Genomic DNA, 14,712 nt, shown 5'->3' on the forward strand with positions numbered 1-14,712 from the left:
TGTAATGTATGTAATGTATGTAATGTATGTAATGTATGGTTATGGTACGCCAAACTATTTCATCCGTACAGATTTTTTCAGGGCTATGGTTAATCCTTTTGCTGGAAAGGTTGAAGCGGGGGACTAATGACGTTTCCCTTCCTAGCAGTTGAGGGACACAGCCTAGGCACTTTACTGATGCGAGAATATTAAGAGCGCGTTACGGTTGGAGACGTTGATGATAAGTTATCATTTTTCGCGCCACTAAGGGCTGGTTGCGCCATACAGGATTCGAAAACCCTACATTAAATATTAAATGAAAAATCAATCTTTTTTGCACCAACATTTACAGCTACAAAGGATTTGCGTTGAAATTCAGTTCAGTACTTAGGGTGCTAACATACCTGGATAATGTTTGGCGATGATATCGTTCATCTTGTCCATCAACTCAGGCTTTCTAAATGTCAGATGCGCTGACCCCTTCATGAAATACTTGATTGAAAAATACTCATCTTCATAAACCTCAGCCCTCAGTCGGTGGGCACTGATATGATCATACAGCCGAGCGGTGACATCCATCCGATTATCCGGTATCGCTTTGCCCTCCAACAGGAACAACATCCGTTCAAGATCGGCCAGTTGGTCGCGCCGATAACTGTGGTTCAGTGAAAATCCCCATTGGTTATAACTCACCAGACCGTTTACGATAATTTTCTTGCCAAATTTGCAGGGGCTGTTGGTTTTGTAATGCCAGGACAGCGATTTGAACACGTTGATCACCCCTCGCTCAAATACCTCGCCCTTATCACGGTGCAACTGTTCGAACGTGCTATAGATGCTCTCTGTGCTGATAGCGGGCAAGTCCTTGCTCTCCAGATTTCTGTACCACTGGTCACGCGCCTTGGCATCCATGAGCGACAGCATTCCTGACTTTTTCATCAGATCTTGCCATATGTCGCGATCAAGATTGCGGGTGATCACGGACATGGCTGTTTCTGCTTTCTCCATAAGCCAGCAGCCGCAGCGGAAGTCCTGCCGCATCGCCCAATCTCTTGCCACTCCACCGCCAATGCTGCTGGTGAGGACTGAGATATCTTCAAGCTGATGGATAAGGGCTTCAATCTGCGTCAGCGCGGCATTACGCCCGGTGACGATACGTTCAATACTGGTCGAGCAAATCACCTCGGTGTGGTCGGTGAGGACTTCGGGTTCAATGACAGTATTCAATGTGGTTGGCATCGCTGAGTTCCTTAGAAAAAAATGCCCGCGTTATCGCAGGCAGGGTTAAAGGTTGGGAGAGTGTGAGCTCTTACGGCTTAAACCAGGTTGGGCAGTGTTGTCTGATAAACAGCGATATAGATGTGGCCAAAGCTCCCTAACGTATCGGCATCGCAGGTAAAACTGGCGTGCTGCACGGTGACGCAATGCTGACGGCGTTGATCGAGTTCACCAGACCGCAGGCAGGCCTCCAACTGTTCAATCAGCACAGGGAAAGCGGCATCCAGCGTTTTAAGAGCATCAGGATCAAATGTGCTAACAAAACCGGCACGGTCAGCCAAAAAATGCAGGTGATTACCCTGCTGGACCAACCGGGCTCCCAGGCGTGGCGTGATAGAAGATTGCAAGCCCCAGACAGGCGACGGTGTGCTGTTTGAGTGATTATCAGTATCAGGAGTGGTGTCTTTCATGGCTGAATGTCCTTGTTAATGTACAACGCCAGCGCAGAGGCTGGCGTGTTCGCAGGTGATGGTGAGGGGACTATCATGCCAGGCGGCGAATGACAGGGCTGCGCAGTCCCAGCGCACTGCGGGCACGGAGCATATCTCCACCGTTCAGGGTGGGGTCTTGTGCCATCAGGCTGAAACCGGGGCGATCAATGCGTACCAGATCAAATTTCTCCACCAGTTCATTGACGGTTTTCCGTACCGTGACGCCATGCTCAATCTGCTGAGCAATAGCCTGTTCGTCGTGATACTGCGTATCGTTGAGCTCCAATCCATAACAGTGCTTCAGCAACCAGACGAGTAATTGCTGGTATTCAGTTCGTGCTTGGTTGGCGCTGGGCGTGATGTGGGGTATTTTTTCGAGGGTTTTCATACGGCATTTCCTTAAGAAAGTGGGGAAACCGGTAACTGACAGTGGTGGGTCAACCAGTGAGCGACCTTTCGCCAGTGCTTCACGGGGATATCAGATTCAATCGTCCAGGTAGTGGGGCACTGCGTATTGGCCAACAACAGTGCAGCCATCACCAGCCACTGGTAGGGATAGCCTCGTGTATCGCAGCGGATCAGGGCATAGGGTGTCTGGCGTTGGTAAAGAATGAACGGATCGCCTGCCTGATGAGTAATCAGCTCACCGTTAAAGCCGATCATGCCCAATCCCATAAGGTTGTTGTCGAACCGGTATCGACGGTTGCCGGTGTGTTCACAGATAACCGGTGCAGTGTCTAAATTCAGCGTATCGGGTTGCCAATGTAGCTTTAGATAAGCCGTGGTGATCGCCTGACATAAGGATTACCAGTCTTGCGATGATACGTTGCTGTGTTGCAGAAAATGAAAGACGCCAGGCACGGGCGATGCGCTCGTGTTCATGAGAAAGTTCTCCTTGAGAAATAAAGGGGTAACGCGAGAGTGGAGCGTTGAATGTGAGGCAGTATTACCAGTCGAAGGTGGTAAAGTCGGGTAAGACCTCACCTAGGGCATCGATATGTAGGTAGCTCAGTTGATGGCGTTTCATTAGGGTAGTTACCAGTCGGCGGCAGGTCTTGGACAGCCCCAGCCGTTTGAGTTGCAATACCGGGTGGGTCCACGCATCCAGTCGCAGCAAATAGCCGGTGCCCGAGAATGAGATCCATTCGCCATCGCTAAACTCATCCTGACAATGCGAGATCCGGTATAGCACCGTATTATCATCCTCGCTGATATGGGACGAACTGCATTGCAGACCGAAGCGTAAAAGTGGCGTTGTTACCATTATTGGCTTCCTTCCTTTATTACGCCCCGTTGCGGGTAGCGGCATTGGTGATGCGCCAAGACCTTCTCACGCCATTCCGGGCTGATGACCGGGGCCATCGTCAGGTATTTCTTTGGACAACTGTAATAACAAGGCTGCACAGACTCATCCATCGCCTTGTAGCCCCAACTGCCGCCGGAACCTTGCATCAGGATGCAATGAATGACCGTTTGGGCGACTTTTGCCGGATCTTTGGTGGTACTCTGGACAACCGACCACAGGACATTTCCCCGCAGCGCATGCGCCAGCGTCACGTGTTGATAGTGTTCAGTGTCGTCGGTTTGGATCAGTGCTGCGATCAGTTCACGGCGAGAGCGGTGTGAAAATAACCAACCCATTGGGATACTCCTGGAAAAATGAGATTGGGGAAATGAGAGAGATGACTGTCAGCCAGGCAACCAGCCGCGCTCGGTGAAGGAGACGATATCAAGACCACCTACAATCAGATGGTCCAATACCTTCACATCAACCAGTGCCAGTGCGTTGACCAGCCTTTCGGTGATTTGTCGATCGGCCTGGCTGGGTTCAGCCAACTGGGACGGATGATTGTGAGCTAGAATGACAGCCGCCGCGTTATGGCGAAGTACGGCCTTCACCACTTCACGGGGATGGACTTCCGTACTCCTGATACTGCCGGTGAACAACGTTTCGGATGCCAGCAGCCGGTGCTGATTATCGAGATACAACACGATAAACACTTCACGCTCCTGCCCGGCCAACTGTAACCGTAACCAGTCGCGTGCAGTATTGGTGGAGGTAAATGAGGCGCCTGGTTCGCGCAGGTGCTTTTCCAGCAATGACAGAGCACGTTTGACCGTGCGCTGTGCCGTTAACGGCAGGGCGGTTGATGCCAATAATGTTGAGGAATTCATTTTTGTGATCTCAGTCAATCAGGGCGAAAATGGCGCGGCTGTCGGGATGGTGCAACGCGTATTCCCGCAGGCGATAGAAATGGTCGGTCATGGCTTCGCTCTCGGTGCGGCAGGCGTGGTGGCTGTAGGCCATCAGGCAGGCAGTGATCCCCGCAGCTTCAGGATTCATTTCGGCACCATTCCCATTCATGGGGTTGAACAACCGCCATTTCTTATCGGTATCGTCGTCAACTTCTGGAGCCATAAAGGCCCCGCCGTTACTGAGCGTGTAAAATTCCCAGGAACCCCCGTGGTAGTCGGCACACAGGCGATCCATCCAGCCGAAGACATGAGCCTCCAGAATGAGCCATTGCGGTATGCTGCCGAAGTGCTGTGGCCAGAAACGAGAGCGTTGGTTGCTAGGCACCAGAATGGCGGTCAGTGTGCTTGCCTGAGGGATTGCTGTAGACGGGGTGGAGTGTGTATTCATGAAAAATATCCTTCTGTATGAGATAAATAGCAAAACAGGCCCCACCGGAAAACCGGGGAGCCTGTCTGGAGTGTGGGAAATTTCCCGGGTGTTAACGCAACGTGGGTCAAGGGTACAGGTTGCACACCTGCCTTATACGGTGGGGGCTATGACACTGCCTCGGTCTAACGCCGGGCTTATTCTGACGTACATTCGACAGTGGTCTGGATAAGATAATCAGCAAAGTCCGCTCTCTTGATGACATGCCAGTCACTCCCCCATCCCTTACCGTATTTGGCGGAGATGTTGTTGTAGGCACATTCGCAAATCTCCGTATTGCCCTGCGCCTTGCACTCTCGCATGAATTCGCGTTTTTCTGGATCACCGCAGCCCGATAACATGCCGACCAGGAGCAGGAGAGGCCATTTCGTTTTCATGACTACCTTCTCGCGTAATACGCCAGCATCAGCCCGGCAATGACGCAGAGCCAGATAATCCCGCCGATGATATTCCCAAGGCTTGGAAACCAGGCAACGGGCCAAATGAGCCCCTGACCGATAGCGTACGCCAGACCGCGTGAAGCCTGTTCCCCCCAGAAAGCTTTATAGACGGTGGTGACCAAGCCCAGGAAAAAATAGATCCCCAAAAAACCTTTCATTAATAAATGCCTCCTTTTATACATAATCAAACCCGGCTTAGGCCGGGCAGTTATCCCGGGTCAACGCACTCGCCCGGTTGTGAATGAAACGGCAGCAATATCTCACGGATAAAACGGTAGTGAGGCAGCGCGGCAACAAAATGGGTGTGGGTGATCAGGCTATCGACTGCCTGACAGGGTACGTAACTCTCTTTGGACACAATCACCGCATCAATGTCATCGACAACAATCACCGCGATGCGGCCCTGCCATTCCCCCACCAGATACCAGCCTCCATCGTGAAACATCAGTCGGTAAGGTGCGAGCCGCTCATAACGGCACGCTAGCGTCAACAGCAGTACCCGTTGTCGGGTGGTGATGGTGTCAACCAACGTGCCAAAATGCGTTGAGAGCAGGCTGGCGCGGTGTGGCTGAAAAGCCACAGGCCAGGTGATGCAGGGAGAGGTGTCATCGGCAGACAGCAACGCCTTGATCATCTGACTGTCCAGACCCGGCAGCAGGTCGGCGATACCGATACGTCTCGCAAATGCCAGCACGTCTTTCTCAGCATGGCGCTGGCCGACGCCTGAGGCGAGACGGCACAGACCCTGCTGGTATTCCAGATCCAGATAGATCAGCCGTTCACGAAAATCGCGACGCAAGGTACGCAGGGAAACACCAAACTCGGTGGCCAGGTTGCGGACATTCAGGGTTTCACCGGCCAGCAAACGGCTGATGATCAATGAGAGCCTGACCGCCAGACGATCATGCCGGTGTGCAGCTTTTGGCATTGAGAGGCTCCATCAACGGTCTGAAAATGAGAACCACTGTAAAGAAGGTGTACTTCCGGTGAACTCGTATTTTCATAATAATTTCAGCAGGTAAGATCGGCACCATCCTCCACTGACACAAGGGTGTTTACCGATGCAAAAACAACGATGGTTCATTGACCAGAAAAAACAACACGTCGCCAGTTGGCGCGCCAGCGGCCTTACCCGCCGGCAGTATTGTGAGCTCAACGATATTCCTTTTACCTCCTTTCGTGAATGGCCCCAAGATGTCGCAAAAGCTCAACGACGTGCAAGCAAACCTACTGTTTTGCCCGTTCATATCGTCCAATCCGCTCCACCTTCTGAACCCTTTTCATCTGTGGCGAATGAACCCGTTACGCTATTCCTGCCCGGCGGAATACGGATGTGCTGCCATCCTTCACAACTGACCGATGTCTTCAGGGCGCTCAAGCATGCTGACGCCTGAAAATGTCTTTCTCGCCGTGAAACCCGTTGATATGCGGCGCGGGATCGACACGCTTACGCAGTACGTGCAAGATGAACTGCAGGCGTCCTGGCACGAAGGTGCCGCCTTCGTCTTCACCAACAAGGCTCGCTCCCGCATTAAGGTGCTGCGCTGGGATAAGCACGGCGTCTGGTTGTGCGTTCGTCGTCTGCACAAAGGAAACTTCCGCTGGCCCCGGGCAAATGAGGTTGCCTGGTCACTCACGCCCGATGAGTTCAACTGGCTCGTCAGTGGTGTTGACTGGCAGCAGGTGAGAGGCCACGACCTCGAAAAATGGGTCTTCCGTGGCGAGTCTGAATATGGCTCGCAGAACATGATAACCTCATGAAGAATAATGATTATCCATGTCGGGAGTGGTATAATGATCCGCATGGATATCTCCGTTCTCACCACCATCAGTGACATCGAACAGCTTCGCACTCTGGCACTTGCCATGGTGCAAAATGCAATGTCTGAGAATGCAGAAAAAGAAAAACTTCGTCAGCAAAATACCGGGCTTCAACAGCGTATCGAACTCCTGGAAGAAATGCTGAAACTGGCCCGCCAACAGCGCTTCGGGAAAAAAAGTGAGACCCTGGCCGGGATGCAACGCTCCCTGTTCGAAGAGGATATGGATGCCGATATCGCCGCCGTTGAAGCGCAACTGGATACATTGCTTCCCCCAGAAGAAACGCCCCCCGGCAAAAGTCCGGCACGTAAACCGCTTCCGGCACATCTTCCGCGAAAAGAGATCGTTATCGTTCCCGCATCAACGGAAAGCTGCCTTGACCCCGAATGCCCTGGAATGCTGCACCACATCCGCGATGAAGTGAGCGAAAAACTGGAGTACATCCCGGCCCGCATCGTGGTTAACCGGTATGTTCGCCCGCAGTACGGCTGCAACTGCTGCCAGTGTGTGGTCAGCGGTGACATGCCCGCGCACATTATCCCGAAAAGTGTGGCTGAACCGTCACTCATCGCGCAACTGGTGATAAGTAAACATTGTGACCATATGCCGCTGTATCGTCAGCAGTCGGTGCTGGCCCGGTCAGACATCAGTCTGCCCGTCAGCACGATGGCGGATATGGTCGGGCGTGCGGGCACCGTACTGACGCCACTGGCAGAGACGTTGCACCGGATGTTGCTGACACGGGATGTGGTACACGCCGATGAAACGCCCCTGCAACTCCTCGACACGAGAAAAGGGGGCAAATCCCGCGCCGGTTATCTCTGGTGCTACGTCAGTGGTGAACGAAGTGGCCCGCCAGTGGTGTGCTTCGACTGTCAACCCGGCAGAAGCAGCCAATATCCGGCGGGATACCTGAAAGACTGGGCCGGGAGCCTGGTGGTTGACGGGTACCCGGCGTATGAAACGCTGGCAAACCAGCACAACGGGATAATCCTGTCGGGGTGCTGGGCTCATGCCCGCAGAAACTTCGCGGACCTGTATAAAGCGGGTAAAGATCCGCGTGCAGCCACGGCGATAAGACAGATAGCCAGCCTGTACCGGCTGGAAAAGAAGATCCGGCACCGGCCAGTAGAAAAGGTCCGCCAGTGGCGACAGCGTTATGCGCGACCGACACTGGAAAAACTTTGGCACTGGCTGGAACAGCAGAAAAATGCGTGCCCGGAGAACTCTGCGCTGGGCAAAGCGATCACGTACGCGCTGAAACGTCGGGTTGCCCTCAGTCGCTTCCTGGACGATGGCGGGTTGCCGCTGGACAACAATGTCTGCGAGCGGGCGATCAAACCGGTGGTCATGGGCAGAAAATCATGGTTGTTCGCAGGTTCGGTTGCAGCAGGCGAACGCGCGGCGAAAATCATGAGTCTGCTGGAAACGGCAAAGATGAATGGCCTGGAGCCGCATGCCTGGCTGACGGATGTTCTGCGGCGTCTGCCGGGCTGGCCAGAAGGGCGTCTGGAGGAGTTGTTGCCGCTGCCGGGGTTCACCTTCGCGGGGAGCGACGCCTGCCAGTAATCCCGTGACTTCCCGCACTAAGGACTTGCGGCGCTGACACCGTAAATATCGGGAGCCCGCGTCCCACATGGCTTCAACGGCAGCGACAACGGACTCAGCCCCTGTGCCAAAGCCCCCCAACACCACACTCAGCACTTCACCACCTGACGAACGGCCTCCTGTAAACCAGATGCAGGTCTCATAAACCTGTCAATACGGGTTCACCGGAAGCACACTAAAGAAGGGGGCGGTCAGGGTATGGACACACCGGAAAATATTTTTACAGCAGAGTGATCACAGGAGTGGTGCGACGCACGAGGGATTTCATGCATGTCTGCATCGAATTGTTGTGGACAGGGTGTGGCCGCGAGGCCGTTTCCTGCCACTAGCTCAGCGGAGAAGCCATGAGTCACCCCTCAACGGTGCCGAATGCATGGGATCGGCCACATCATCAGGCGACAGCCTGTTTAAGCTGTTCCGCCATCACCCACAACGCCCGGTTGAGCTTGATATCACTATCAATTCCATTTATCGCACGGGTTTGCGCCCGTTTGCCTGTGGTACTGCGCCCCGATAATCCCCCTTTGATGAGATTCTCTTGCAGCCTTTGGAACGTAGTCCACAAATCGTCTTTCTTGTCTTCCCAACGGCGGGGCATCAGGATTTGTGCTTCGGTGACCGGATGGTGCTCCTCGCCGTAACGGTAGGTCAGTGCGGCGTGCGCCAACGCGTGCTGGTGCGCTGGTGATAACGTTAATGCCTGCATCCCCTCACGCTGTTCTTCTATCCGGTCAAATATCCCCAGGACTTCATAAGCCCCTTCAATGACCTGTCCCGCTATATCGCCTTTGTGAGGGACGCGAATTTCGCCAAAACTCTGGCCGCAAACCAGACCATTACTGCAAATTTGGCGGAACCAGCCTGGGATCATCTGGTAGCTGCTGGAGCCATCGTGACTGTTGAGCAAAACAATCTCCTGCACCTCTTTTTGAGTGATCTGCCCTGACCGACGCAGGCGCAGCATGTGTTTGGTGTGCTCACGTTTGTCCAGATCGCGCACACGGGTCTGGCAGGCGAAGAATGGCTCAAAGCCTTCCTCACGTAACTTATCCAACAACGTAATGGTAGGGATGTAGGTGTATTTTTCGCTGCGGGAAGCATGTTTATCATCACCCAATACGCTGGGCACGTAGTGGGCTAACTCATCAACAGTTAACGGGCGGTCACGGCGAACGGAATTCACCCGACCAAAACGGGAGGCTAATCGAACCATCATCAATACTCCTGTGAAAATGCGTGAGACTGCCGGATAGAGGTAACCCGACAGCAGAAAAAGAAAATGGTCCGGCCTGAGAGGCCGGACCGCAGAGGGACGAACGGGGATGTGCAAATATGTCAGTAAGCGCTTACCGGGGGGATGCGGCGCGTTACCCGAAGAACCAGCCCCACACCGACTTAGCCACCTGGCGGACGGTATTTTTGACTGACTTGACCAGCGTTTTGACGGGCGTGGGCAGCGGCACGCTGTCGATAACCCAGTCGATGAGTTCGCTGACGGTATCGCCAAAATCGTTGCGGGCTTTGTCGAGTACGGCGTCGGTGCGGTAGGTTTCGCGCAGTTGAACGGTCACCGCACTGCTTGCCTGCTTTGGGAGCGCCGTCACCAAGGCCTCCACCAGGTCGGGCAGTTGATAACCGGTGGTGGCACTGACGACCCGGATGTGCACTGGCGAGACCTGAAAGTGCTGGGCAATTGCGTGCACCTTACGTTCAAGCGTGTCCCACTGGCTGGCCGACGGGCGTTGCTGCACACTGTCCCACTGGGCCACTGGCTCGGCCTTGTCAGCCTGGTTGACCACAAACAGCACCGGTACCCTGGGGTTTGCGGCGTTCAGGAGTTGGTGGTAGACGTGTTCATCCACCGCCAGAGCCCGGTCATCGGCCTTGATGACCCAGAGTATCAGGTCAAGCTCAGGAAGTAGCTGCTGGTACAGCGCCTGGTATTCGTCGTCACGCGCCTGGCTTTCACCGACACCGGGCAAATCAATCAGCGTCAGCGCATGGGACCCAAAGGTGAGTTGCAGCCGGGTAGCGGCACGGGTACAGGCCTCGACATTGCTGACCGCGCAGGGTTCACCGCGAAACAGGGCATTACACAAGCTGGATTTACCGGCACCGGTTTTGCCCATCACGCCAATCACGGGCTGATACTGCACCACCTGCTGCAGGCGTTGCATCAGGCGTTCACGCACGGAAGCGGGCAGCAGCGAGAGATGTTCATGGAGTACGGTGACCCCGGAACGTTGTGTTGTCATGGCTGGAGCCTTTGGAGCCTTGAATAAAAAACAGAAATACGGCGAGAGAAAGGGCACCGCCGGTGGCGATGCTCTGAGTGGGGAAGCTATGCAGGTTTAAGGCCGCCAGACGCCCCATTCCTTGTTGGTTTTAGGGTCAAGCAGGTCTTTCAACTCGGCAGGCACCGGACAACCGCCCTCACCGGCATAGCAGGTCGGTGTCCCTGCATCTTTCATCGTGGTCCAGTTATCGTCACTGCCCAGATTGCCATTGGCGGCACTGTTGATGGCCCCTGCGTCACCTTCGGCAAAACAACCCACCGCCTTGTTAGGCTGATACTTTTTCGGTACCTGCAGACAGAAGGCATTCTTGCCGTCGTATTGGAAAATAACGATACGCGGCTTGCCGTCAGCTATTTCGTTCTTGGCCAGCGTGGTGGTGGTTTTCGCCTGAGCAGGGGTGGAGAGAACAGCGAAGGCCAACAGGGCCAGAGGGATAATCGGTTTCATGGTGATGTTTCCTTGTGTGTTATCGAGACGGGTTCTCGATATTCACTTGAGTAATATAGATGTGAAAAATCATTGAGTTATCGCTTGCCTTTCAGTTCTCCACTTTCCTTCACCCGCCCTGCCATCCCGGCGATGTTGATGGGTTCTTTGATAGATAAAAACGATCAATACAGCGTGATTGAATTGCATCATTGATTGATAATAACGATCAATATTGATTTATTGATCTGTATTACCGATCAATGTAGCATATCAACGCAGTGAAATACGCAGGCGACAAGGCGCCTATCTCACTGGTAGCGCTTCATATTGTTTTGCGGATATCGGCCAACGGCACTGCCGACGGTTAAGGGCTGCGCTGTTTTAACATCCGTGAAAAGGCGATTTCTGTATTGTTCCAGGACAACGAAAGATGACGATAACCCCACCCCTTTCCACTGTATCGACGGGGGGCTACCAGGCCCTGTTGCCTGACCGTCGGTTCCCCAATCGGTTGCTGCACCGCGAGCAGGTACAGCGCATCCTGGTTATCAAGCTGCGTCATTTTGGTGATGTCCTGCTGACAACGCCGCTGCTTGGCACGCTGCGGGTCAATTACCCTAACGCCCTGATTGACGTGCTGGTGTATGACGGCACAGAGGTGATGCTGGCGGGTAATCAGGACGTTTACCTTACTTTTACCGTGGACCGCAGCCTCAAACACCAGGGCCTCAAAGCGCAGTATCGTGGGGAGTACGCCCTGTGGAACAGCCTGCGCAGCGCGCGTTACGACCTTGTCATCAATCTGTCGGACCAATGGCGGGCAGCACTGTATTGCCGCCTTCTGAAACCGGCCTTCAGCCTGGGTTTTCGTTACCCCACGCGTAACAACCGGTTGTGGCAAGCCTGCCATTCCCTGCTGGTGACGGTTGATGGACATAAGCAACAGCACACCGTGTTGAATAATCTCGACATTCTGACGCCGTTGGCGTTACCCACCCAGATAACCCGGGTGAAACAGGCCTACCGCCAATGCGATATTGATGAGGTAGACCGGTTCAGCCAGCGTCATCACCTGACGGATTTTGTGCTAATCCAACCGACGGCACGTTGGGCATTCAAGACCTGGTCGGTGATGGGGTTCACGCAGGTTATCAATCACCTCACCACCAGAGGGAAAACAGTGGTGCTGACCGGGGGACGTTCAATTGATGACGTCACCCTGGTCGCCACCATTCTGGCAGGCTGTACCCAGCCGCAGCGGGTGGTCAATCTGGCGGGCCGCCTTGACCTGCCGGAGCTTGCGGTATTGATGAGCCGGGCAACGCTGTTTATTGGCGTGGATTCGGTGCCGATGCACATGGCTGCGGCCCTGCAAACGCCTTCTGTCGTGCTGTTCGGCCCCACTAATCTGGCGCAGTGGTCACCCTGGCAGGCTCCTCATACCCTGTTGTGGGCGGGCGATTATCGCCCACTGCCCGCCACTGACGACGTCGATACCGATACCGAGGAACGCTATCTGGACGCCATCCCGGTTGAGGCGGTCATCCGTGCTGTGGACCATCAACTCGCCACCCTGACGATGTCGGCCACCGCCTCTGCGGCACAGTGACCGACGCCGCCGTGTTCACTCCACCTTGAGAGAAGCCCATCACCATGCCATCAACACACCTGTCTTCCGTATTCCCCTTCACCCCGGGCCGTCTTCGACTGTTCAGCGTCGTGGCATTTTTACTCGGGGTGTCTTTGCCGACGTCCAATGCACTGATGAATATCGCATTGGGCATGGTCGTGGTCTGCCTGCTGTGGCAACGGGATTGTCGTTATGTGGTACCACTGCTAAAACAGCCACTGGTCTGGTTGCCCGCCTTGATGTTTGCCCTGCTGGCGCTTTCACTGCTGAGTTCGCACCATGACTATGGCCCGAAGATGGTTGGCAAGTATCAGAAGCTGCTGTACGTGCTGCCACTGGCGCTGTTTTTCCTGGCTGACCGCCCGTTGCTTACCCGTTTTGTCGACGGCTTTTTGCTGGCCAATGCGGTGATACTGGCCATCAGTCTGGCGTCGGGTATCGGGCATATCACGCTGGGCGGTCTCGACCCGCAGAACCCGACGGTCTTCAAACTGCAGATAACCCAGAATGTGTTCATGGCATTGGCGGCCCTGGTGTGGTTGTCTCGCGCCTTCGCGCAATCTGGCCTGAAGCGCGCGGGATATGCGACACTGGCCGGGCTGGCAACGGCTAATGTGTTGTTGATGGTGCAAGGGCGTACCGGCTATGTAGCACTGTTGGTCGGCGTGGGGGTGTGGCTGTTGTTGACGTTACCCCGCAGGCAACGTCTCGGGGTGTTCGTCTGTGGTCTGCTGGTGGCGCTGGCATTGGTTCTGATACCGAATCGTGCCACGGAGCGCCTGGCATTGGGTCTGCAGGAGGTTCGCCACTGTGTGCTGGCCCCGGCTGAACTTGCCTATCAGGCCTGTGACAACTCAATGGGGCAACGTACCGCCTTTGCCCGTGAATCGTTACGCCTGATAAGGCAGGCCCCTCTGCTCGGGAACGGGGCCGGGAGTTTCTGGTACGGCAACGCCGAGACCGGCTACAGTGTGCATAACCCGCATAATGAATATCTGCTGGAGACGGTTCAGAACGGCCTGCTGGGGCTGGGGGTGTTTTTGAGCTGGATGTTGTGTTGCCTGCGCGCGGCCTGGCGTCAACCGGTCGCTTGCCGCAACTTGCTGGTGGCGATACTGGGCAGCTACATGGCTTGTCACCTGTTCAACTCTTTCCTGCTGGACTCTGCCGAAGGGCATCTGTTTATGGTCATCGCTGCAAGTCTGGTCAGTCTGACGGTAGGCAACTTCAAGTCCGCGCCTAGGTCTGTTTATACTCTCCCCCCGAACAGAAACGCCGAACGTCAATATTGACGTGAGTTGCCTGAGTGCGCCGTCACTCAGGGCGTTTGTGGCTGCAATGAGCTCACTGGATCGGGTGATTTCTGAGGACAGCCGTGTTCGGCGTTGCAAATACCCGTGGTGGCCCTGTTTGAAGCACGCCCGGAGAAATACCGGCGCCGGTATCCGCTGGTGCGCCATGAACTGCTCTATGCCGGGTCTGAGGTCGAGTCGATATCCGTGGACCGCGTTATCGCGGCGGTCTATAGACTTACCGAGTGAAAGACGCGGGCGGGATTTGAGCGTGAGGAAGGCAAGTGGGTGAATACGTTGGGTCGCTTTGCGCCTACTGAGGCGAGTGAATTTGGCTTTAATGGATGGCAAGGGATTAAAGCCGATGTCACAGCTGTTTAGCTGTACGCTAACGAACAACAACACCGTAACGATAGAGAAAGGCCATGTTCAAGTATATTATTCTTACGGCAAGCGGGGTCGCAAACCAGAAATGAGGCTGGATTCGAGTATGGACACGACGTTCTATTACAGCGAGCTGGGTGAAAACTGGAGTAATAACTTATTCCAGTTCATACGCGGCCGATATTCCTATATTGTTTATTCTAATGGGACACGTGCGGGCATGAACGAGAGACTGGCTGTCTTTAAGGAAAATAAAATGTTGATGAATAATAAATGCAGAGGGGAGGCTACTGTGGATAGTATATTCTACAACACCTCACCGGATGATTTTGGTGTCTATCTAGTCGGTAACAATGTGGCGCATATCCTTGATAAAATTCCCAACAGATGGTTATTAACTCAGTGAGCGAGATTTTTGGGTATGGATATCTTCGCCCAAA

The 14,712-nt window shown here is 54.4% G+C and carries 20 protein-coding genes; 6 read left to right on the forward strand and 14 right to left on the reverse strand.

The features are described from left to right. Positions 1–366 precede the first annotated feature (366 nt). From ACX9GT_RS04315 to ACX9GT_RS04365, 11 genes are all read right to left on the reverse strand, one after another. Positions 367–1,218, reverse strand: coding sequence for a DUF4942 domain-containing protein (locus ACX9GT_RS04315; protein WP_473189981.1), 852 nt, complete (start codon positions 1,216–1,218; stop codon positions 367–369). A gap of 77 nt (positions 1,219–1,295) precedes the next feature. Next, positions 1,296–1,667 (reverse strand): type IV toxin-antitoxin system YeeU family antitoxin, encoded by a 372-nt coding sequence (locus ACX9GT_RS04320; RefSeq protein ID WP_473189982.1) that lies wholly within the window; start codon positions 1,665–1,667, stop codon positions 1,296–1,298. A gap of 73 nt (positions 1,668–1,740) precedes the next feature. Beyond that, complete coding sequence (locus ACX9GT_RS04325) at positions 1,741–2,076, reverse strand: TA system toxin CbtA family protein (protein WP_473189983.1); 336 nt, start codon at positions 2,074–2,076, stop codon at positions 1,741–1,743. Positions 2,077–2,087: 11 nt separating this feature from the next. Then, complete coding sequence (locus tag ACX9GT_RS04330; protein ID WP_473189984.1) at positions 2,088–2,351, reverse strand: hypothetical protein; 264 nt, start codon at positions 2,349–2,351, stop codon at positions 2,088–2,090. Between the two features lie 283 nt (positions 2,352–2,634). Further along, complete coding sequence (locus ACX9GT_RS04335; protein ID WP_473189985.1) at positions 2,635–2,952, reverse strand: DUF5983 family protein; 318 nt, start codon at positions 2,950–2,952, stop codon at positions 2,635–2,637. Further along, entirely contained in the window at positions 2,952–3,329 is a 378-nt protein-coding gene (locus ACX9GT_RS04340; RefSeq protein ID WP_473189986.1) for a hypothetical protein, read from the reverse strand. The genes ACX9GT_RS04335 and ACX9GT_RS04340 overlap by 1 nt, the downstream gene beginning before the upstream one ends. Before the next feature lie 48 nt (positions 3,330–3,377). Continuing rightward, entirely contained in the window at positions 3,378–3,863 is a 486-nt protein-coding gene (gene radC, locus ACX9GT_RS04345) for a RadC family protein (RefSeq protein ID WP_473189987.1), read from the reverse strand. A gap of 10 nt (positions 3,864–3,873) precedes the next feature. Then, positions 3,874–4,332: an antirestriction protein gene (locus ACX9GT_RS04350; RefSeq protein WP_473189988.1), complete on the reverse strand. Its 459-nt coding sequence runs from the start codon at positions 4,330–4,332 to the stop codon at positions 3,874–3,876. 176 nt (positions 4,333–4,508) lie between these two features. Continuing rightward, positions 4,509–4,748: a hypothetical protein gene (locus tag ACX9GT_RS04355; protein ID WP_473189989.1), complete on the reverse strand. Its 240-nt coding sequence runs from the start codon at positions 4,746–4,748 to the stop codon at positions 4,509–4,511. Between the two features lie 2 nt (positions 4,749–4,750). After that, the gene (locus ACX9GT_RS04360; RefSeq protein WP_473189990.1) at positions 4,751–4,969 is read right to left on the reverse strand and encodes a hypothetical protein; all 219 of its coding nucleotides are present in this window, start codon (positions 4,967–4,969) and stop codon (positions 4,751–4,753) included. Between the two features lie 50 nt (positions 4,970–5,019). After that, positions 5,020–5,739 (reverse strand): WYL domain-containing transcriptional factor, encoded by a 720-nt coding sequence (locus tag ACX9GT_RS04365; RefSeq protein WP_473189991.1) that lies wholly within the window; start codon positions 5,737–5,739, stop codon positions 5,020–5,022. Between the two features lie 133 nt (positions 5,740–5,872). Between ACX9GT_RS04365 and tnpA the strand changes: the two genes are divergently transcribed. Genes tnpA through tnpC form a run of 3 tightly spaced genes read left to right on the forward strand, consistent with a single transcriptional unit; the run spans position 5,873 to position 8,201 of the window. After that, entirely contained in the window at positions 5,873–6,205 is a 333-nt protein-coding gene (gene tnpA / locus ACX9GT_RS04370; protein WP_473189992.1) for an IS66 family insertion sequence element accessory protein TnpA, read from the forward strand. Continuing rightward, a complete protein-coding gene (tnpB, locus tag ACX9GT_RS04375) occupies positions 6,192–6,572 on the forward strand; it encodes an IS66 family insertion sequence element accessory protein TnpB (protein ID WP_473189059.1) in 381 nt (126 codons plus the stop codon). Before tnpA ends, tnpB begins: the two co-directional genes overlap by 14 nt. A 42-nt stretch (positions 6,573–6,614) precedes the next feature. Continuing rightward, complete coding sequence (gene tnpC / locus ACX9GT_RS04380) at positions 6,615–8,201, forward strand: IS66 family transposase (RefSeq protein ID WP_473191504.1); 1,587 nt, start codon at positions 6,615–6,617, stop codon at positions 8,199–8,201. 430 nt (positions 8,202–8,631) lie between these two features. Here tnpC and ACX9GT_RS04385 read toward each other — a convergent pair whose 3' ends face one another. From ACX9GT_RS04385 to ACX9GT_RS04395, 3 genes are all read right to left on the reverse strand, one after another. Continuing rightward, on the reverse strand, positions 8,632–9,453 hold the full coding sequence (locus tag ACX9GT_RS04385) for a DUF932 domain-containing protein (protein WP_473191505.1): 822 nt from the start codon (positions 9,451–9,453) through the stop codon (positions 8,632–8,634). A gap of 154 nt (positions 9,454–9,607) precedes the next feature. Continuing rightward, entirely contained in the window at positions 9,608–10,495 is an 888-nt protein-coding gene (locus ACX9GT_RS04390; protein WP_473189993.1) for a GTPase family protein, read from the reverse strand. 96 nt (positions 10,496–10,591) lie between these two features. Further along, positions 10,592–10,984 carry a hypothetical protein gene (locus ACX9GT_RS04395; protein WP_473189994.1) on the reverse strand — a complete coding sequence of 131 codons (393 nt, stop codon included), beginning with the start codon at positions 10,982–10,984 and terminating at the stop codon, positions 10,592–10,594. 412 nt (positions 10,985–11,396) lie between these two features. Between ACX9GT_RS04395 and rfaQ the strand changes: the two genes are divergently transcribed. The 3 genes from rfaQ (at position 11,397) to ACX9GT_RS04410 (ending at position 14,678) form a co-directional block, all read left to right on the forward strand. Beyond that, a complete protein-coding gene (gene rfaQ / locus ACX9GT_RS04400; RefSeq protein WP_473189995.1) occupies positions 11,397–12,575 on the forward strand; it encodes a putative lipopolysaccharide heptosyltransferase III in 1,179 nt (392 codons plus the stop codon). A 44-nt stretch (positions 12,576–12,619) separates the two neighbouring features. Next, a complete protein-coding gene (locus ACX9GT_RS04405; RefSeq protein ID WP_473189996.1) occupies positions 12,620–13,888 on the forward strand; it encodes an O-antigen ligase family protein in 1,269 nt (422 codons plus the stop codon). Between the two features lie 364 nt (positions 13,889–14,252). Continuing rightward, on the forward strand, positions 14,253–14,678 hold the full coding sequence (locus ACX9GT_RS04410; RefSeq protein WP_473189997.1) for a hypothetical protein: 426 nt from the start codon (positions 14,253–14,255) through the stop codon (positions 14,676–14,678). The last annotated feature ends 34 nt before the right edge of the window (positions 14,679–14,712 follow it).

The organism is Serratia sp. YWN4 (genome assembly GCF_055790845.1).